21 protein-coding genes are annotated in these 18,090 nt (G+C 59.7%); 3 read left to right on the plus strand and 18 right to left on the minus strand.

All coding sequences use genetic code 11. The features are described 5' to 3' along the window. The 10 genes from ALP40_RS16615 to ubiE all read right to left on the minus strand — a co-directional run. On the minus strand, nucleotides 1–1,086 hold a 1,086-nt coding region (locus ALP40_RS16615; protein ID WP_122209320.1), incomplete at its 3' end, for a methyl-accepting chemotaxis protein. Nucleotides 1,087–1,189: 103 nt separating this feature from the next. Further along, the gene (locus tag ALP40_RS16620) at nucleotides 1,190–1,897 is read right to left on the minus strand and encodes a 16S rRNA (uracil(1498)-N(3))-methyltransferase (protein ID WP_122209321.1); all 708 of its coding nucleotides are present in this window, start codon (nucleotides 1,895–1,897) and stop codon (nucleotides 1,190–1,192) included. After that, nucleotides 1,894–2,694, minus strand: a complete 801-nt coding sequence (gene tatC / locus ALP40_RS16625) for a twin-arginine translocase subunit TatC (protein WP_122209322.1) — start codon at nucleotides 2,692–2,694, stop codon at nucleotides 1,894–1,896. Before tatC ends, ALP40_RS16620 begins: the two co-directional genes overlap by 4 nt. Next, nucleotides 2,691–3,152: a Sec-independent protein translocase protein TatB gene (tatB, locus tag ALP40_RS16630; RefSeq protein WP_122209323.1), complete on the minus strand. Its 462-nt coding sequence runs from the start codon at nucleotides 3,150–3,152 to the stop codon at nucleotides 2,691–2,693. The genes tatC and tatB overlap by 4 nt, the downstream gene beginning before the upstream one ends. 4 nt (nucleotides 3,153–3,156) lie before the next feature. Further along, nucleotides 3,157–3,438, minus strand: coding sequence for a twin-arginine translocase TatA/TatE family subunit (locus tag ALP40_RS16635; protein WP_122209324.1), 282 nt, complete (start codon nucleotides 3,436–3,438; stop codon nucleotides 3,157–3,159). A gap of 49 nt (nucleotides 3,439–3,487) precedes the next feature. Beyond that, on the minus strand, nucleotides 3,488–3,820 hold the full coding sequence (locus ALP40_RS16640; protein WP_004882690.1) for a phosphoribosyl-ATP diphosphatase: 333 nt from the start codon (nucleotides 3,818–3,820) through the stop codon (nucleotides 3,488–3,490). A 2-nt stretch (nucleotides 3,821–3,822) separates the two neighbouring features. Next, nucleotides 3,823–4,215 (minus strand): phosphoribosyl-AMP cyclohydrolase, encoded by a 393-nt coding sequence (gene hisI / locus ALP40_RS16645; RefSeq protein ID WP_122209325.1) that lies wholly within the window; start codon nucleotides 4,213–4,215, stop codon nucleotides 3,823–3,825. Between the two features lie 67 nt (nucleotides 4,216–4,282). Further along, a complete protein-coding gene (gene ubiB, locus ALP40_RS16650) occupies nucleotides 4,283–5,902 on the minus strand; it encodes a ubiquinone biosynthesis regulatory protein kinase UbiB (protein ID WP_122209326.1) in 1,620 nt (539 codons plus the stop codon). After that, entirely contained in the window at nucleotides 5,899–6,522 is a 624-nt protein-coding gene (locus ALP40_RS16655; RefSeq protein ID WP_122209327.1) for an SCP2 domain-containing protein, read from the minus strand. Before ALP40_RS16655 ends, ubiB begins: the two co-directional genes overlap by 4 nt. Further along, nucleotides 6,522–7,292 carry a bifunctional demethylmenaquinone methyltransferase/2-methoxy-6-polyprenyl-1,4-benzoquinol methylase UbiE gene (gene ubiE, locus ALP40_RS16660; RefSeq protein ID WP_004882686.1) on the minus strand — a complete coding sequence of 257 codons (771 nt, stop codon included), beginning with the start codon at nucleotides 7,290–7,292 and terminating at the stop codon, nucleotides 6,522–6,524. Before ubiE ends, ALP40_RS16655 begins: the two co-directional genes overlap by 1 nt. 144 nt (nucleotides 7,293–7,436) lie before the next feature. Between ubiE and ALP40_RS16665 the strand changes: the two genes are divergently transcribed. The 3 genes from ALP40_RS16665 to ALP40_RS16675 all read left to right on the plus strand — a co-directional run bounded on the left by ALP40_RS16665 (nucleotide 7,437) and on the right by ALP40_RS16675 (nucleotide 9,143). Then, entirely contained in the window at nucleotides 7,437–7,715 is a 279-nt protein-coding gene (locus tag ALP40_RS16665; RefSeq protein WP_122209328.1) for a polyhydroxyalkanoic acid system family protein, read from the plus strand. A gap of 167 nt (nucleotides 7,716–7,882) precedes the next feature. Further along, a complete protein-coding gene (locus ALP40_RS16670) occupies nucleotides 7,883–8,356 on the plus strand; it encodes a phasin family protein (RefSeq protein ID WP_122209329.1) in 474 nt (157 codons plus the stop codon). Between the two features lie 10 nt (nucleotides 8,357–8,366). After that, the gene (locus ALP40_RS16675) at nucleotides 8,367–9,143 is read left to right on the plus strand and encodes a phasin family protein (RefSeq protein ID WP_122209330.1); all 777 of its coding nucleotides are present in this window, start codon (nucleotides 8,367–8,369) and stop codon (nucleotides 9,141–9,143) included. A 115-nt stretch (nucleotides 9,144–9,258) separates the two neighbouring features. Here ALP40_RS16675 and ALP40_RS16680 read toward each other — a convergent pair whose 3' ends face one another. The 8 genes from ALP40_RS16680 to ALP40_RS16715 all read right to left on the minus strand — a co-directional run bounded on the left by ALP40_RS16680 (nucleotide 9,259) and on the right by ALP40_RS16715 (nucleotide 18,090). Beyond that, entirely contained in the window at nucleotides 9,259–9,873 is a 615-nt protein-coding gene (locus tag ALP40_RS16680) for a TetR/AcrR family transcriptional regulator (RefSeq protein WP_122209331.1), read from the minus strand. 92 nt (nucleotides 9,874–9,965) lie between these two features. Next, nucleotides 9,966–11,651 carry a class II poly(R)-hydroxyalkanoic acid synthase gene (gene phaC, locus ALP40_RS16685; RefSeq protein WP_122209332.1) on the minus strand — a complete coding sequence of 562 codons (1,686 nt, stop codon included), beginning with the start codon at nucleotides 11,649–11,651 and terminating at the stop codon, nucleotides 9,966–9,968. A gap of 167 nt (nucleotides 11,652–11,818) precedes the next feature. Beyond that, nucleotides 11,819–12,676 (minus strand): poly(3-hydroxyalkanoate) depolymerase, encoded by an 858-nt coding sequence (gene phaZ / locus ALP40_RS16690; protein WP_122209333.1) that lies wholly within the window; start codon nucleotides 12,674–12,676, stop codon nucleotides 11,819–11,821. Nucleotides 12,677–12,808: 132 nt separating this feature from the next. Beyond that, entirely contained in the window at nucleotides 12,809–14,488 is a 1,680-nt protein-coding gene (gene phaC, locus ALP40_RS16695; protein WP_122209334.1) for a class II poly(R)-hydroxyalkanoic acid synthase, read from the minus strand. A gap of 369 nt (nucleotides 14,489–14,857) precedes the next feature. Then, nucleotides 14,858–15,235 (minus strand): gamma-butyrobetaine hydroxylase-like domain-containing protein, encoded by a 378-nt coding sequence (locus ALP40_RS16700; protein ID WP_122209335.1) that lies wholly within the window; start codon nucleotides 15,233–15,235, stop codon nucleotides 14,858–14,860. 75 nt (nucleotides 15,236–15,310) lie between these two features. Continuing rightward, complete coding sequence (gene hslU, locus ALP40_RS16705; RefSeq protein WP_122209336.1) at nucleotides 15,311–16,648, minus strand: HslU--HslV peptidase ATPase subunit; 1,338 nt, start codon at nucleotides 16,646–16,648, stop codon at nucleotides 15,311–15,313. A gap of 41 nt (nucleotides 16,649–16,689) precedes the next feature. Continuing rightward, complete coding sequence (gene hslV, locus ALP40_RS16710) at nucleotides 16,690–17,220, minus strand: ATP-dependent protease subunit HslV (protein WP_004882674.1); 531 nt, start codon at nucleotides 17,218–17,220, stop codon at nucleotides 16,690–16,692. 174 nt (nucleotides 17,221–17,394) lie between these two features. Then, nucleotides 17,395–18,090, minus strand: a complete 696-nt coding sequence (locus tag ALP40_RS16715) for an SPOR domain-containing protein (RefSeq protein WP_122209337.1) — start codon at nucleotides 18,088–18,090, stop codon at nucleotides 17,395–17,397.

Below are 18,090 nucleotides of genomic sequence, written 5' to 3' on the forward strand. Positions count from 1 at the left end.
GCCGCCGACCAGCTCGCGCAGGCTGATGGTCATGCGCTGGATAGTGCTTTGCAGCTTGCCCAGTTCGTCCTTGCGGTTCACGTTCAGGTTACGACTCAGATCGCCAGCGGCGACGCGTTCCACCACTTCCAGGGTTTCCTGCAACGGCGTGGTGATCTGGCGCGTGATGATCCAGGCGGCCAGAATGCTGAACATCAGCGCCAGGGCGGTCGCTACCGCAATCATCATGACGGCATGGTCGCTTTCGGCATCGCGGCTTTTATTCTGTCTATCGATCATTTCGCTGCTGGTAGCCAGCATTTTTACGCCAAGGGCAGTCATCTTCTCCAGTGCAGCCTTGCTGGCGGCCTGGGAGTCACGGTACACACCTACAGCTGCGCGATAGCCTTTCAGGCCCGCGATAGCCTGCTGCAATAAAGGGGTGAATTCAGAGGAAATGTCGCCTGCAAGGGTGTTGATGCCCGTGACAGCTTCATCAATGGCCTGGTTCGCGTTCTTTTCGAATTCCGGCTTGCCGCTGTAGGTGTAGCCGCGTACCTGAAAGCGGGCCTGCTGGATCTGCTTGCTGACACCCACGATGCCGTTAAAGGCCAGGATGTTGTCTTGCTTGAGCAGCTCGGCTTCGATCTTATTGGCCTGGTCGACGGCCTTGTCGGCGTTGTCGCCCATCTGGCTGCGGCTGGACTCGCGGATCTCAATGGCCTTGGTCATGTCGCCGAACGACTGACGGTACTCGCGCGCCGCCTGGATTTGCCCGTCGAGCAACGTAATGTTTTCCGGGGAGCGGAGCAGGTCTCTGGCGCTCTGAAGGGCAGCATCGAGCTGATCGAGCGTAGCCCTGACATCGGTGGCCGTTTCTGCGTTGAACAACGCTTCATAGCGCATACGGTTGATGCGCAACTGCAGAGTCAACTCGTTGATTTCGGCAATCGCCGTGACGCGATCCCCTCGATCGATCAGCGCATGTGTGCTGAACCACGCTGTGGTTGAGATCATCAGGGTCATCAACAGCACGAGGCCGAAGCCGATCGCCAATTTCAAGCTGACACTCGCGTTAGCGAGACTTTGAGTTAACCCGCGATACATGACCACTCCTCGACTTCTGATTCTTGTGCGTATCCATCCCTATCGGCCAGCGTTGACTTAACTGAAGCGATTGAGTGGACACAAACGACTTGAATCAGAAGACTCAGAACAGACGAGCAAGCAGCGCAGTGACGGCGGTTTCAACCCGCAGGATGCGGTCGCCCAGTTGGACCGGTTGCAGGCCGGATAGGCCTAGCAGGTCGACCTCATAGGGAATCCAGCCGCCTTCCGGGCCGATGGCGAGCGTGACCGGTTCATCGACGGCGCGCGGGCAGGCGGGATAGGGGCCTGGATGGCCCACGAGCCCCAGCGTATTGAGCGCCAACTGCGGCAAGCGGTCTTGGACGAAGGGCTTGAAACGCTTTTCGATGATGATTTCAGGCAGCACGCTGTCACGTGCCTGCTCAAGTCCAAGGATCAGTTGCTCGCGAATCGCATCCGGTTCAAGGAAGGGTGTTTGCCAGAAGCTTTTCTCCACCCGATAGCTGTTAAGCAGGATGACTGTTGGCACACCCATCGTCGCAACGGTCTGGAAGACCCGGCGCAGCATTTTCGGACGCGGCAGCGCCAGTAGCAGGGTCAGGGGCAGTTTGGCGGGGGGCTCGGTGTTTAGCGAGACGCGCAATTCTGCTTCGTGAGCCTCAAGACGCAACACCTCGGCGGTGCCAAGCAGGCCGTTGACGCGACCGACCCGCAGGCTGTCGCCGATCTCTGCGCGGTGCACCTCTTGCATGTGCTTGAGGCGGCGGTCACGCAGTATCACCCGGTCGGCCGCAATAAAGTCGGTCTCTTCGAGAAGCAGCAGGTTCACGGCTGGGTCGCGGGCGGCTGGTCTTGCTTGTCAGCTTCTTCTTCCTGATCGTCCGGGTGTTCGCCACGCTTCTTGATCAGTCCACTGCACAGCACGCCCAGTTCGAACAGCAGCCACATCGGCACGGCCAGCAAGGTCTGCGAGAAGATGTCCGGCGGCGTCAGGATCATGCCGACCACGAAGCAGCCGATGATCACATACGGGCGGACCTTCTTCAGGTACTTCACATCGACAATACCGATCCAGACCAGCAGCACCACGGCTACCGGAATTTCGAACGCTACGCCGAAGGCGAAGAACAGCGTCATCACGAAGTCGAGGTAACTGGCGATGTCGGTCATCATCGACACGCCTTCCGGAGTCACGCTGGCGAAGAAGTGGAAGATCAGCGGGAAGACCAGGAAGTAGGCGAACGCCATGCCTGCGTAGAACAGGATGATGCTCGACACCAGCAACGGAATCGCGACGCGCTTTTCATGCTTGTACAGACCTGGCGCAATGAACCCCCAGATCTGATGCAGGATGACTGGCATGGACAGGAACAGCGCCACCATCATGGTCAGCTTGAACGGCGTAATGAACGGCGAGGCCACATCGGTGGCGATCATCGTTGCGCCTTCCGGCAGATAGACACGCAGCGGCGCGGACACCAGCGTGTAGATCTTCTGCGTGAAGTAGAACAGACCGGCAAAAATCAGAAACACTGCGGCGACGCAGCGCAACAGGCGTGTACGCAACTCGGTGAGGTGCGAGATCAGCGGCATTTGCTGATCGTTTTCCGGGTTATCTGCGCTCATGGGGCTCGCGGTGGCAATGACGAATCGTGGGCGGGAGAGGGCGTTGCGTCCGGCGCCGGTGTGGCAGCAGGTTTCGCGGTTTTCTCAAGCGTCAGCGGTGCCTTGGTTGCAGGCTCTGCGGGGCCGATTTCGCCGGTCGATGTTGCCTGGGCAGTTGAGTCCTGTGGGGCTCCTGGCGGAGTCACGGGCTCGTAGGCCACTTCAGGATGCTGCGTTTGAGCGAACATTTTGCGCGCTTCGTCTTCCAGCGAAAGAATGTGCTCGTTATGCAGTTGCCGGCGAATCTCGTCGGCACCGATTTCACGTTCAACTTCCTGTTTGATCGCGTTGAAGCTTCGCTTCAATCGGCCAATCCAAAGGCCTGCGGTGCGTGCGGCGCCGGGCAGTCGCTCGGGGCCCAGCACCAGCAGGGCCACGAGGCCGATCAGCAGCAATTCAGAGAAGCTGATACCGAACATGGTCTTAAACCTGGTCTTTGCGGGTCGGCTCTTCGACTTTATGCGCTTGCGCGTCGATGGTGTGCGGCTGGTTCAGAGGCGATCCCTGAGGCGCGGTGTGCGCCTGTTGGGTCTGAGGCTGCGCTGCGGCGGGGTCAGCAGGCTTATCCTCATCGCTCATCGCCTTGCGAAAGCCCTTGATGGATTCGCCGACATCAGTGCCCAGACCTTTGAGTTTCTTGGTACCGAAAACCAGTACCACGACGATCAGGATGACGATCCAGTGTTTCCAGTCAAAAATACCCATGAAACAGTCCTCGTAGAAGATTCTTCAAGCTCGAAAGGGGGGTAGGCGATCAATCCGCTGTGCGTGCAGCTTTTTCCGCATGACCGGACAGCCCGAACCGGCGATCCAGTTCATCGAGCACGGCTTGTGGATGCTGACCCAGCGCCGCGAGCATTACCATGCTGTGGAACCACAGGTCAGCCGTTTCATAAATCACATCGCTGCAATCACCGCTGACGGCGGCGTCCTTGGCGGCAATGATGGTTTCAACCGATTCCTCGCCGAGTTTTTCCAGAATCTTGTTCAAACCCTTGTGATACAGGCTGGCGACATAGGAACTGTCGGCAGCGGCATCCTTGCGTGATTCCAGCACTTCGGCCAGGCGGGACAGCGTATCAGTCATGTTCAGTGGCCTGCGTGGTAAATAGCGTCAGGATCTTTCAAGACCGGGTCGACGGTCTTCCAGACTGAGTTTTCATACACTCGGTAGAAGCAACTTTCGCGGCCGGTGTGGCACGCGATCCCGCCGATCTGCTCGACCATCAGGATGATGACGTCGGCATCACAGTCCAGGCGCAGTTCATGCAGCTTTTGCACATGACCCGATTCTTCACCTTTGCGCCAGAGTTTGCCACGTGAACGCGACCAATAGATTGCACGATTCTCGGATGCGGTCAGGCTCAGGGCCTCGCGGTTCATCCAGGCCATCATCAGTACGCGGCCGGTCTTGTGGTCCTGCGCAATGGCAGGCACCAGACCGTCGCTGTTCCAGTGAATCTCGTCCAGCCAGTCTTTCATATCTACTCCGGCAGCCGGATTAAAGACCCGGCGGGTTGAACAGTGTGCCAGCGCCATGCGTCGCTGGCTATCGGCGAACGATCAGATACAGGCCTGCAAACAGCATGATCGCCGCAGGCCAGGCCGCCAGCGTCGGCAGCTGCGTGCCGGCCTCGCTGATGACCCAGCCTTGTATGACACCGCCGGCCAACAGGGCCGAGCCGATCAGCCGCAAGGCCCAGCCGTCCTTGTTGTCGCGCCACGGGTTGGGCGGGTCGGAGGCGTGCGGACGAGACAGGCGTTCGAGCAGGTCGCGGGTCATGTTGGCGATGTGCGGCAGTTGCTCGACTTGCGATTGCAGATTGCTCACCAGCGTCTTGGGGCTGACGCGCTCGCGCATCCAGCGTTCCAGATAGGGTTGCGCGGTGCTCCACAGGTCGAGTTCGGGGTACAGCTGGCGACCCAGACCTTCGATGTTGAGCAGCGTTTTTTGCAGCAGGACCAGTTGCGGCTGGACTTCCATGTTGAAGCGGCGCGCGGTCTGGAACAGGCGCATGAGCACCTGGCCGAACGAGATGTCCTTGAGCGGCTTTTCGAAAATAGGCTCGCAAACGGTGCGAATGGCGGCTTCGAATTCATTGAGCTTGGTTTCGGCCGGTACCCAGCCGGAGTCGATGTGCAACTGCGCCACACGCCGGTAATCACGCTTGAAGAAAGCGAACAGGTTGCGGGCCAGGTAGTCCTGATCCTCAGGCGTCAGGCTACCGACGATACCGCAGTCGATAGCAATGTACTGCGGGCTCCACGGGCTGACAGTGCTGATGAAGATGTTGCCTGGGTGCATGTCGGCGTGGAAAAAGCTGTCGCGGAAGATCTGCGTGAAGAAGATTTCCACCCCGCGCTCGGCGAGCAGCTTCATGTCGGTACGCTGATCGGCCAGCGTCGCCAGGTCTGTCACCTGAACGCCGTAGATGCGCTCCATGACCAGCACTTTCGGGCGGCACCAGTCCCAGTAGACCTGGGGGACATACAGCAGCTCGGAGCCTTCGAAGTTGCGGCGCAACTGACTGGAGTTGGCCGCTTCGCGCAGCAGGTCCAGTTCGTCGTAGATCGTTTTTTCGTAGTCCAGCACCACCTGCACCGGGTGCAGCAGGCGCGCATCGGCCGACACGCGCTCGGCGGTGCGGGCCAGGATGAACAGCCAGGCGAGGTCCTGGCTAATGATCGGTTTCAGGCCGGGACGTACCACCTTGACCACTACTTCTTCACCGGTCTTGAGACGAGCGGCATGCACCTGAGCGACGGAAGCCGACGCCAGTGGTGTTTCATCGAAGCGGCTGAACACATCACAAATCCTGGCACCGAGCTGTTCTTCGATCAGCTTGATGGCCAGATTCTGGTCGAACGGCGGTACGCGGTCTTGCAGCAGCATCAGTTCGTCGGCGATGTCCTCGGGCAGCAGGTCGCGCCGGGTCGAGAGCAGTTGCCCGAACTTGATGAAGATCGGCCCCAAATCCTGTAGCGCCAGACGAAAGCGCGCGCCGCGGCTCAGCTCCGACTTGCTGCGCGGCAGCCAGCGCCACGGCAGCACGAAACGCACTGCCAGCATCCACCAGGGCAGGGGCAGGGCGAACAACAGGTCATCGAGGCGGTAGCGAATAACGACACGTTGAATGCGAAACAGACGGCGGACGGCAAGCAGCTTCATGCGTTATCGCTGGAATTGAGGGATCGGGCAAGGCGCGCAAAACGCGCCTCAAGGCGTTCCAGATCGAGCTTGATCTGGTCGAGTTCGGCAAAGCGGGCTTCGGCTTCATGTTTGCCGACCAGAGTGCGCGACTCTTCGCTGAAGAAATCGGCTGCGTTCTGGCTCAGGCTGGCCACACTATCACGCGTCCAGCGCGCCCGGCCGCGCAAATGGCCGCTGAACAGCTGACTGGCCACAGGCCCGAGCCAGCGGGACAGTTCGTGTTCCCAGTCCAGTTCAAGGTCCTGGAGGATGCCAACCAGTTCGAGCAGCACGCCGCTGTCGCCATCCAGCTCGACGTCCGGGCCATGCAGCACGGCGGTTTTGTCTTTGCTCAGGGCCAGACGCAACAGGCTCGAAGCAGGCGCACGCAGGGTGCAATCGGCATCGGCAGCCCACTCCGGCGCGAGCAGCAGGCCTTCGTCGCTAGGCAGAATGAATATCTTCAGGGACGGATCGCGGCAATCAATCTTGATGACATGGCCGGACAGCCGGGCCAGACGCGGCATGGCCGTGCTGTCCAGGCGCAATACGCGGTTTATGCCGTGCTCGACGCTGGCGAGCAGCCCCCGAAGCAGCATTACGGTTTGATGCCGCGGTGCAGGGCGACGATGCCCGAGGTCATGTTGTGATAGGTCACGCGGTCAAAACCGGCTTCTACCATCATCGACTTCAGGGTTTCCTGATTGGGGTGCATGCGGATCGATTCAGCCAGGTAACGGTAGCTTTCCGAGTCGTTGGTGACCAGCTTGCCCATGAACGGCATGAACGCGAAGGAGTAAGCGTCGTAGGCCTTGGACATCAGCTTGTTGGTCGGCTTGGAGAACTCCAGCACCAGCAGGCGACCGCCGGGCTTGAGCACGCGCAGCATGGAACGCAAGGCGTCTTCCTTATGCGTCACGTTGCGCAAACCGAAAGCGATGGTCACGCAATCGAAGTGGTTGTCCGGGAACGGCAGCTTTTCAGCGTCGGCCTGGACGAATTCCACATTGCCCGCAACGCCCAGGTCCAGCAGGCGGTCGCGGCCGACTTTAAGCATTGAGGCGTTGATGTCGGCCAGCACCACATGGCCGGTCGGGCCGACAAGGCTTGAGAACTTGCGGGTCAGATCGCCCGTGCCACCCGCGATGTCGAGCACGCGGTTGCCGGTGCGAACGCCGGAGAGTTCGATGGCAAAACGTTTCCACAGCCGATGCATGCCGCCGGACAGCAGGTCATTCATCAGGTCGTACTTGGCCGCTACCGAGTGGAATACCTCAGCGACTTTTTCTGCCTTCTGGCTTTCCGGTACATTTTTGTAACCGAAGTGAGTCGTAGGTTCGGCATCGCTGCCTTTGCGCTGATCGTTCATATCGCTTCACCGGAATAGATTGCGGGCCATTCTAATCGTCAAGGCTGGCTTTGTCTTGACAAGGCTCACTGCCAACGCTTTCTTGGATGCAGGCGGGTGTATATAGTTGCGCCGCATTTCATCCGACGATCAAGGAGCTTTCTCATGGCGAAGATAACTGTTGAACGCCCTCATTCACTCGGCCGGGAACAGGCGCGCGAGAAGGCGGAGCAGTTGGTAGAGAAACTCGCCGACAAATATGGCCTGGCCCATGAGTGGGTGGGCGATACCGTCAGGCTGGAAGGCAAGGGCGCCAAGGGCAAGGTTGAGGTCGAGGACGAACTGATTCGTATCAATATCGACCTGAACTTCATCCTGTCGACCATGAGCGGGTCGATCAAGTCCGAAGTCGAACGTGTGCTGGACAAGGCACTGGCTGCCTGATTGTCTTTCTGCCTGAACGCCCGCTCCTCCGTCTGCCGAAGGCGGCAGGGTGTCAAATGGCGTCTTGTTTACGTTGACCCTAGGGTGAGCATTCTAATTTTTCTCCGTAGCTTTGAGCTCATGCCCCAATCGGGCGGTTCCTTCAACTTTCGAGCATGAGGTGCACCATGGCCAGAGCGAACACCAAAAGAAAAATCGAAGACGAGCAGGCTTCCACGTTTTCCGACGTCAAATCGTACGCGCGGAAAATCTGGCTGGCAGGCCTGGGTGCTTATGCCAAAGTCAACGAGGAAGGCACGCAATACGTCAAAGAGCTGATCAAAACGGGCGAGCAGGCAGAGAAAGAAGCCAAGAAAACCCTGGATGAGAAGCTTGAAGCCGCGAACAGCGAAATAGACTCGATCAAAGGTGAAGTGTCAGATGCCAAAGGCCGCGTCGAGGCTCAGCTTGACCGAATCGAGAGCGCTTTCGATCGCCGCGTTGCAAAGGCCTTGAACCGGATCGGTATCCCGTCTAAACATGATGTTGACACGCTCTCTGCTAAGCTCGATGAGCTGACGGCATTGCTTGAACGTGTCGGGCCTAAAAAGCTCGAACGCTCTGAGCCTAAACGACTCGAACGTTCTGAGCCTGGACAATAAGGAGAGCAGGATGGCTGGCAAGAAAAAGGTAGAAAAAGAAGGCAGCTCCTGGATGGGCGAGGTTGAGAAGTACTCTCGCCAAATCTGGCTGGCTGGTTTAGGCGCTTACTCCAAGATAAGCAATGACGGCAGTAAGCTTTTCGAGACGTTGGTCCAGGACGGCGAGAAGGCCGAGAAACAGACCAAGGCCGAAGCCCAGAAACAGATCGACGAGGTCAAGGACACCACCAAAGCGGCCAAGTCCCGCGTCGGTGATGTGAAAGACATGGCGCTGGGCAAATGGAGTGAGCTGGAGGGGGCTTTCGACAAACGCCTGAACAGCGCCATTTCGCGTTTGGGCGTGCCAAGCCGTAGCGAAGTCCAGGCCCTGCACAGCAAGGTCGACCAACTGACTCAGCAGATCGAGCAGTTGACCGGTGCCAAAGCCCGTCCGGTTGCTTCACGCGCTACCGCTGCTGCCAAGCCTGCTCCCAAGACCACGGCCAAACCGCTTAAAACTGCAGCCAAGACCGTCGCCAAAACGGCAGACAAGGCTGTGGACAAGGCAGCCGGGGCTAAACCTGCGGCCAGAAAGGCAGCTGCCAAGCCTCTTGATGCTGCTGAGAAAGCTGCGTCCAAAACGGCCAGCAAGGCCAAGGATGCTGCCAAGCCAGCCGCCAAACCGGCTGCGCCGAGAAAGCCGGCCGCCAAAAAAGCCGCCGCGCCCAAGCCCGCCGCTTCGGCCACGGCAGACAGCCCGAAACCGGCTGCCGCGCCAACGCCTCCACCCGCCAACCAGCCTTCGTAAGAAGACCGGAACGCCAAGGCCCGGCCTGCGCAGCAGGTCGGGCTTTTTATTGGGCGGGGAATATAGCTATGCCTTTATGTACTTTTCGGATAAAGGCTGTTCCTGACTTCGCTTCTCACCGCCCCAGATACTCCATCGCCATCTGCTCTGCCGCCTGCCTCGAGGTGGGCAGCAGGTGCGGGGTGACGAGCATCATGATCTGGTAAACCACCACTCGCACGTCGCCTTCTCGTCCAAGAATCCGCTGGTAGTCCAGCGAGAACAGCAGGGTCAGGGTGATCTGTTCCAGCAATTGCCCCAGCGCCTGGGTTTCGCTGACCAGTTGTCCTTGGGATTTCAGGCGGGCCAACAGCGAGGCGAGGGTGCGTTTGAGTGAGTTGAGCAGGTTGCGTATCCCGCGTGCGAGCTTGGGCAGGCGTCCGGCGAGGTTGGATAGGTCCTGAAACAGAAAGCGGTAGTGCGACAGTCGCTCGACGATCAGGTGCAGGAACATCCAGTAATCCTCTGCCCCCAGTCTTGCGTCGGCAGGCGGGTCCAGCAGGGGCGCGAGTTCGACCTGGAAGCGCTCGAACAGCCCTAGAATCAACGGCTCCTTGCCATGAAAGTGGTAGTACAGGTTGCCAGGGCTGATGCCCATCTCATTGGCGATTTCAAGGGTGGAAACGTTGGGTTCGCCCTGCTGGTTGAACAGCGTCAGCGCACATTCGAGGATACGGTCGCGGGTCTTCATCCGGTCTTCTTGTTCGAAAGTCCAAAGGGGAGATGCGGTTTAAGCGTGGGCAAGGGGCGCACCAGAGTGGCTCGCCCCCTGAGGCCATGCCATCAGCGCACGTGCACGTAAGTGCCTGGCGCGGCTTCCATCGGTGGGTACTTTGCGTTGCCCAGCCCCATACGGGTTTCATGCTCGGCCCCTGAGTGCTCCTGAATCCAGGTCAGCCAGGCTGGCCACCAGCTACCGTCATGTTTCTGCGCGTCGTAATACCAGGCGCGGGGATCGCTACTGAGCTTTTCGTTCTCGACGTAGTTGGCTTTCGGGTTGCCCGGCGGGTTGAGGATGCTCTGAACATGGCCGCTGTTAGACAGGATGAAGCGCCGATCGCCGCCCAGCAGCAGGGTCGAGCGGTAGACCGAATCCCAGGGCGTGATGTGATCGTTGATCCCGGCAATGCTGAAGCTGTCCACCGTAACCTTCTGCAAGTCGATGGGCGTGCCGCACACTTCCAGCCCGCCCGGATGGCTGAGCGGGTTGTGCTTGAAGAAGTCCAGCAGGTCGCCGTGCAACGCGGCAGGCAGGCGTGTGGTGTCGTTGTTCCAGTACAAAATGTCGAAGGGCGGCGGTGCCTTGCCCAACAGGTAGTTGTTGACCCAGTAACTCCAGATCAGGTCGTTGGGGCGCATCCAGGCGAACACCCGACTCATGTCGCTGCCGTCCAGCACACCCCGCTGATACGAGCGCCGCTTGGCCGCTTCCAGTGCCTCTTCGTCGATGAATAATGTGGCCGGGCTTTCGATCTGGCTGTCCAGCAGACTGACCATGTAGGTGGCGCTGGCCACTCTGCGGATCTGGCGCTTGGCCTGCAAATGGCCCAGCAGCGCTGCGATGGTCAGGCCGCCCGCACAGGCCCCGACCATGTTGACCTCCCGTGCGCCCGTGATCGCCCGGCAAACGTTCATGGCTTCTTCGGTCGCTTCCACATAGCTGGACAGGCCCCATTCCCGGTGCCGCACGTCCGGGTTGCGCCAGCTGATGACGAAGGTCTGCAGGCCGTTCTTGAGGGCGTATTGCACGAAGCTGTTCGTAGGGCTCAGGTCAAAAATGTAGTACTTGTTGATCTGCGGCGGGACGATCAGCAGCGGTCGGCTGAACTGTTTTTCGCTCATCGGTTTGTACTGGATCAACTCCAGCATCTCGTTGCGAAACACCACTGCGCCGGGCGTGACGGCCACCGTGCGGCCGATTTCGAACGCGTCCCGGGTGGTCTGGCTAGGCAGGCCGTTGTTGTGCAACAGGTCGTCGGCCATGTGACTCAGGCCTTTGATCAGGCTGGCGCCGCCCGAATTGAACAACTCCTTGACCGCCAGAGGGTTGAGCAGCGTGTTGGTGGGCGCTAGGGCGTCGTTGAGCAGATTGAACAGGAAGTGCGCCCGCGCCCGATCATCCTTGGACAGCTCGCAATCATCGATCCAGCGTTTGACCTGGTGCTGCCAGCTCAGATAAATCTGCAACCCACGACGGTACAGCGGGTTGAGGCTCCAGGTCGGGTCGGCGAAACGGCTGTCGCGCGGGTTGGGCGGATAGGGCGTATCGCCCAGCAACATCACCCGGCCTACCTGGCCGCCCAGCGCCAGTGCGTGGCGAGCGCTTCTTAACGGGTGTCGCAAGCCTTGGGTGGCGACGCTGCGCAACGTAGAAAACAGATCGCGCCCGCGCAGGCCTGTCACGGCGCTCTGCACGTTGATGAAGGTGGCCGGAGTCATTTCGGCAACCTTCGTTGGTTTTTCTTGCATGAGGGCAACACTCCTTCGTCAAGCCATCAACCTTGGGGACTGGCGCAGGCCAAATCCCGGCGGCCTGCGTCGTTCTGCGCGGTTCGACACTCCTGTCTCTGGCGCAGTGGGTGAAGCGTCTTTTTGTTCTCGAAGCGTTCCAGTGCCTTCGACCGTGACGGACCGATTCAGCGCGCTCTGGGGGGTGTGGGTTGCGGGTGCATGACTGCGCGTTGTCGTTCCTGTTGCAGAAAACCCATGATGATGGGCGCCACAGCTTCGGCTCGTGTGATCAGAAACAAATGTCCGTCATCGATTATGTGTAGCTGGGCATTGGGGATACGCCAAGCCAGCAGACGCATATTGACCAGCGGAATCAGCGGATCGTCGTCGCCGGCCAGTACCAGGGTGGGTTGATGAATCTTGTGCAGCCAATGGATGCTGGTCCAGCCCATGCCCGCGAACAGTTGCCAGTAGTAGCCCAGTTTGCCGGACGAGCGGACCTTCGCCGCATGACTGGCTGCCAGGTGCGGATCACGCCGAAAGGCGCCGCCATAGATCTCCGGTGCGATACGGATCACGTGTGACGGCTGGATGTACCGCCGCGGGCTTGCCATGAGCCACAGCACTCGCGGCTTGCCGGGCACCATCGCCATGCCCGCAGCCGTGGCCGCCAGTACCAGCTTTTTGCAGCGTTCCGGGTAATCGTGGGCGAACTGCTGCGCCAGCGCGCCGCCCCATGACACGCCGATCGCGTTCACCTGCCCATAATCCAGGTAGTCGAGCATGCGTGCGGCCAGCTTCGCCAGCCCCGGAAAGCGGTAAGGACGGCTGGGCGTCGATGAGCCTCCGACGCCCGGCACATCGAATGCGATGACTTCCAGATCCGGGTCCAGCGCGTCGACGAACGGAAACACCAGCTCAAGGTTTGCACCGATGCCGTTGAAGATCAGCAGCGGCGTCAAATGGCTCTTGCCAGGTCGCACGGCGGTGCGAATGGTGTGGCCGTCCAGGTCAATGGAGCGAAATACAAACGGTTGAGGCATGCGCAAAGCCCTGTTGGTTAAACCGCTGGGAAAGCTGTCCTGCGATTCGACCAGATCGTACGTCTGTCATTCGCCTAACGAGCGCTGCCGATCACTTCCTTAGTGAACGGCCGCGCGCCTTCTTCCTTGAGTCTAGCGTTCGTGAACGTAGGTGCCGGGTGCCGCTTCGCCTGCCGGGAATGTTTTATTGCCCAGTGTGGTGGGCGCTTTCTTGAGCTTGCCTGAGCGCTCAGTCTGCCAGGCCTGCCAGTGCAGCCACCACGAATCGGTGTGCTTGGTGCCGTTTTCCTGCCACTCGTCTGGCGTGGCCGGCAACTCGGCGTTGGTCATGTACCGCGACTTGGGGTTGCCCGGCGGGTTTAGAATGCTCTGGATATGCCCGCTGCTGGACAGCACGAACTCGGTCTTGCCACCGAACAGGCGGGCTGACTTGTAGCAGGAAGGCCACGGCGTGATGTGGTCGTTGGTGCCCGCCAGGCAGAACACATCGGTGGTCACCTGTTTCAGATCGATGGGCGTGCCGCAGACTTCCAGCGCGTGAGGGCGGGTCAGCGGGTTGTTCTTGAACATCTCGATCAGGTCGCCATGAAAAGCCGCTGGCAGACGCGTGGTGTCGTTGTTCCAGAACAGGATGTCGAAGACCGGCGGCTCGTTGCCGAGCAGATAATTATTAACCCAGTAGTTCCAGATCAGGTCGTTGGGCCGCATCCAGGCAAACACCTTGGCCATGTCCCGACCTTCCAGCACGCCCGCCTGATACGAGTGGCGCTTGGCGTTTTCCAACGTCTGCTCATCGACGAAGAGGGCGACATCGTTATCAAGGGTGGTGTCCAGCACGCTGACCAGCAAGGTCATGGCGTTGATCTTCTGCTCGCCAAGGGCCGCGTAATGGCCCAGCAGTGCGGTGCAGGTAATACCGCCGGAGCAGGCACCCAGCACGGTGAGGTCCTTGCTGCCGGTGATCGCCAGCACCACGTCTACCGCTTCCTTGAGCGCCTCGATATACGTTGAAAGGCCCCACTCGCGCTGCGCTTTCGTCGGGTTGCGCCAACTGATGATGAACGTCTGCACGTTGCTGCGCAGGCAGAAGCGCGCCAGGCTCTTTTCCGGGCTCAGGTCGAACACGTAAAACTTGTTGATCTGCGGCGGAATCACCAGCAGCGGCTTTTCGTGAACCTGTTCAGTGATCGGCTTGTACTGGATCAGCTCCAGTACGTCATTGCGAAACACGACAGCGCCTTCGGTCGTGCCCAGATTCTTGCCGACCTCGAACGCGTCCATGTTCACCTGGCTCGGCATGCCGCCGTTATGCACCAGGTCTTTGGCGAGGTGTGACAGGCCATCCAGCAAACTTTTGCCACCGGTTTCAAAGAAACGCTTCACGGCCGCGGGGTTGGCGGCTGAGTTGGTCGGCGACATGGCTTCGGTCATCAGGTTGATCACAAAGTGAGCGCGGCTGATGTCTTGCGGGGTGAGACTGCTGTTGCCTATCCAGTCATGCAATTCCTTGCGCCATGCCAGATAGGTCTGCAAATACCGGCGGTACAGTGGGTTTTGACTCCACGCCGGATCGGCAAAGCGTCGGTCGTCCGGTGAGGGCTGCATGGCGGATTTGCCGAACACCACATTCTTGAGTTCGACACCCAGGTGCGCGACATGCTTGAGGCTGTGGACCGGTTGTTTGATGGCCTGGCGTAGCACCATGCGCGCGGTGCTCAGCAAGTCCTTGCGACGCAAGCCCACCACCGGATTGAGATTCAAGGTGTGTTCAGAGGCCTGGCGCTGCAGGTCATCGTCTTTCGTGCTACTCATCTACGACGCTCCGTTGTCCTGAGACGAGTACCGCAACTACTTCCCTGTGAACCAGTGACACAGGCGAATAGCCGGTACTACTGCTCGTGTGACCTAAGATGGCTTGGCAGCCAATTCCCGATTTTCACGCAGGCTACCGCGAAGGCATCTGAACGGCTGCGCTTCGTGTAACCACTCCTTGCATACCGCGTCTGCGCATCGTTTGGATGCGGAGGAAATTGCCAATGCCATTGGTTACGCGAGATTTCAAAAAATCGCAAGCGGCGTCAGTCATAAGCCGCTGCGCGGAACATTGAAACAAATTGGATTAGAAAGCGCGTCCTAAAACGGCAAGTGGCGTGCCAGAGCGGCTGGGGCGGGGGTTGCAGGTCAGAGCATGAGTTTGACGACGTGTTCGGAAGGGTCGCGGGACTTGCCCGCTTTTTCCAGTTCCTGAAGATAATCCGCCCACAATGCATCCTGGCGCACGGCCAGTTCGTGGAGGTATTGCCAGGTGAACAGGCCGCTGTCGTGACCGTCGTCGAAGGTGAGTTTCAGCGCGTACTGACCGGCGGGCTCGACGTTCGTCAGGCCTACATTCAGTTTGCCGTATTGCAGAATCGGGTTGCCGTGGCCCTGAACTTCAGCTGACGGAGAATGCACCCGCAGCAGCTCGGCAGGCAGATGGTATTCCTCACCCGACGCATATTTAAGCGAGAGGGTTCTGGAGGCCTTGTGCAACTGGATGGCAGTGGGGATCGGGTTCATGAGTTCCGGTTTCGGTGTGCGATCAGACCTTTCCACAGAAGCGCATGGGTGACGCTTCTGTGGAGTCTGGCAGGCTTACAGGATATAGCGCGACAGGTCTTCGTCTTTGGCCAGTTCGCCCAAGTGACTGTTGACGTAATCGGCGTCAATGGCAATCGGCGCGGCATCCGGGCTTGAGGCCATGTCGCCTGCGCTGAACGACACTTCTTCCAGCAGGCGCTCAAGCAGCGTATGCAGACGACGGGCACCGATGTTCTCGGTCTTCTCGTTGACCTGCCAGGCGATTTCCGCCAGACGCTTGATGCCGTCCGGCTGGAATTCGATGTTCAGGCCTTCGGTCTTGAGCAGCGCGCAATACTGCTCGGTCAGCGATGCATGCGGCTCGCTGAGGATGCGTTCGAAGTCCTGTGGCGAGAGGGCCTTGAGTTCGACACGAATCGGCAGACGACCCTGAAGCTCCGGCACCAGATCGCTTGGCTTGCTCAGGTGGAACGCGCCTGAAGCAATGAACAGGATGTGGTCGGTCTTGACCATGCCCAGTTTGGTATTGACCGTGCAGCCTTCGATCAGCGGCAGCAGGTCGCGCTGAACGCCCTCGCGGGACACGTCCACGCCGCCGGAATTACCGCGCTTGGCCACCTTGTCGATTTCGTCGATGAACACGATACCGTGCTGCTCGACGGCTTCCAGCGCCTTGACCTTCAGCTCTTCGTCGTTGACCAGGCGGCCCGCTTCTTCTTCACGGACCAGCTTGAGCGCTTCTTTGACCTTGAGCTTGCGGCTCTTCTTCTTGCCCTTGCCCATGTTGGCAAACAGGCTCTGAAGCTGGTTGGTCATCTCTTCCATGCCCGGTGGCGCGGAGATATCGACGCCCACGGCTTCGTTGATCTCGATCTCGATTTCCTTGTCGTCCAGCTGGCCTTCGCGCAGGCGCTTGCGAAACAGCTGACGGGTGTTGGAATCGTTGGTCTGCACCGGGTCTTCGTTGAAGCCGACACGGGCTGGCGGCAGCAGAGCGTCCAGAATGCGGTCTTCGGCAGCGTCTTCGGCGCGGTGACGGACCTTGACGATTTCCTGCTCACGCAACAGCTTGATCGCGGCGTCGGCCAGATCACGGATGATCGACTCGACATCACGGCCGACATAGCCGACCTCGGTGAATTTGGTGGCTTCGACCTTGATGAACGGCGCGTTGGCCAGCTTGGCCAGGCGACGGGCGATTTCGGTCTTGCCGACACCCGTTGGGCCAATCATCAGGATGTTCTTGGGGGTTACTTCGACGCGCAGCTCTTCAGGGAGCTGCATGCGGCGCCAGCGGTTGCGCAAGGCAATCGCAACGGCGCGCTTGGCATCGTCCTGGCCGATGATATGGCGGTTGAGTTCGTGGACGATTTCGCGGGGAGTCATGGACATAATGATTGACGGTCCTCTAGCGCAAACAAGCCGAAAGCGGCTTATTCGGCGAGGTCCTGCTCCTCAATGGTGATGTTGTGGTTGGTGAACACGCAAATGTCGCCTGCGATGTGCAGGGAGGTTTCCGCGATTTCGCGTGCCGACAGATCGGTCTTGAGCAGCAGGGCGCGCGCAGCGGCCTGAGCGAACGCACCGCCGGAACCCATCGCGATCAAACCGTCTTCCGGTTCGACGACATCGCCGTTGCCGGTGATGATCAGCGATGCGTCCTTGTTGGCGACGGCCAGCATGGCCTCCAGACGGCTCAGCGAGCGGTCGGTGCGCCAGTCCTTGGCCAGCTCGACGGCTGCCCGCACCAGATGGCCCTGGTGTTTTTCCAGTTGGCCTTCAAAGCGCTCGAACAGCGTGAATGCATCGGCGGTGGCGCCAGCGAACCCGGCGATCACTTCGCCGTGGTACAGGCGACGCACTTTCTTGGCGTTGCCTTTCATGACGGTATTGCCCAGGGAAACCTGGCCGTCGCCAGCCATGACGACTTTGCCGTGACGGCGCACTGAAACGATGGTGGTCAAGGGAGAGTCTCCACGCAGCGGGGCGAAAATGCCCTGATGCAGACTCATATGGGGGTGGGGTCGGGTATTTCAACCATTGAGGATGAATGGCTGACTGGATGATATCTTCGACACTGATCGTGCCCACGTGGAGCGATGGGCACGATCAACGATCAAACTATCAGTGCGCGTGCCTTACCGGCTCTGACGCTGCTGCAACAAGAGGTTATTAAATCCACCACTCGCCAGTTGCTTTTGAGCGGTCGTCAATTGCTCGCGGTTGCTGAACGGGCCGACCAGTACGCGGTACCAGGTTTCGTCTTTTACCGTGCCCGACTCCACCGTCGAGGTCTGGCCCAGCAAAATGATCTGCGCACGCACTTTTTCCGCGTCAGCCTGCTTGCGGAACGAGCCGGCCTGCAAGAAGAACGTCGTCACCGCCGCCGGCTTGGTCGCCGCCACCGCAGGCGCCGGTGGTGGCGTCAGACCGCTGAGCGCGGCCTGAGCGCGGGCCGTGTCGATCTTGGCAGCCTGTTCCGGCGAAACCGGGGCTGTCGGTGCGACCGCAGGTGGCGTCTTCTCAGGCACCGCTTCGTTGGGCACGATCACTTCCGACTCAGGCAGCAACGTGTAAAAGTCGTACTTGGGCTTGACCGGAGCCGTGGGGCTCGGTGGCGTCTTGTTCGCTTCAGCGATCTTCGCGGCCTTGGCATCGGCCTTGACCCGCTTGATGTCGTCGCCGCCAGGCTCGAGCTTCATCAGAAAGACAACGAATGCCCCTACGGTCAAGCCGATGACCAGCCACAACCAGCCTGGAATCGGCTGCTTCGCGGGTGCCTGATAACGGCTAGCGCCGCGCTTGGGTGCCGGTTTCTTCTTCGCAACTGCCAA

Origin of the sequence: Pseudomonas viridiflava, assembly GCF_003702045.1 — a bacterium.
GTDB lineage: Bacteria > Pseudomonadota > Gammaproteobacteria > Pseudomonadales > Pseudomonadaceae > Aquipseudomonas > Aquipseudomonas viridiflava_C.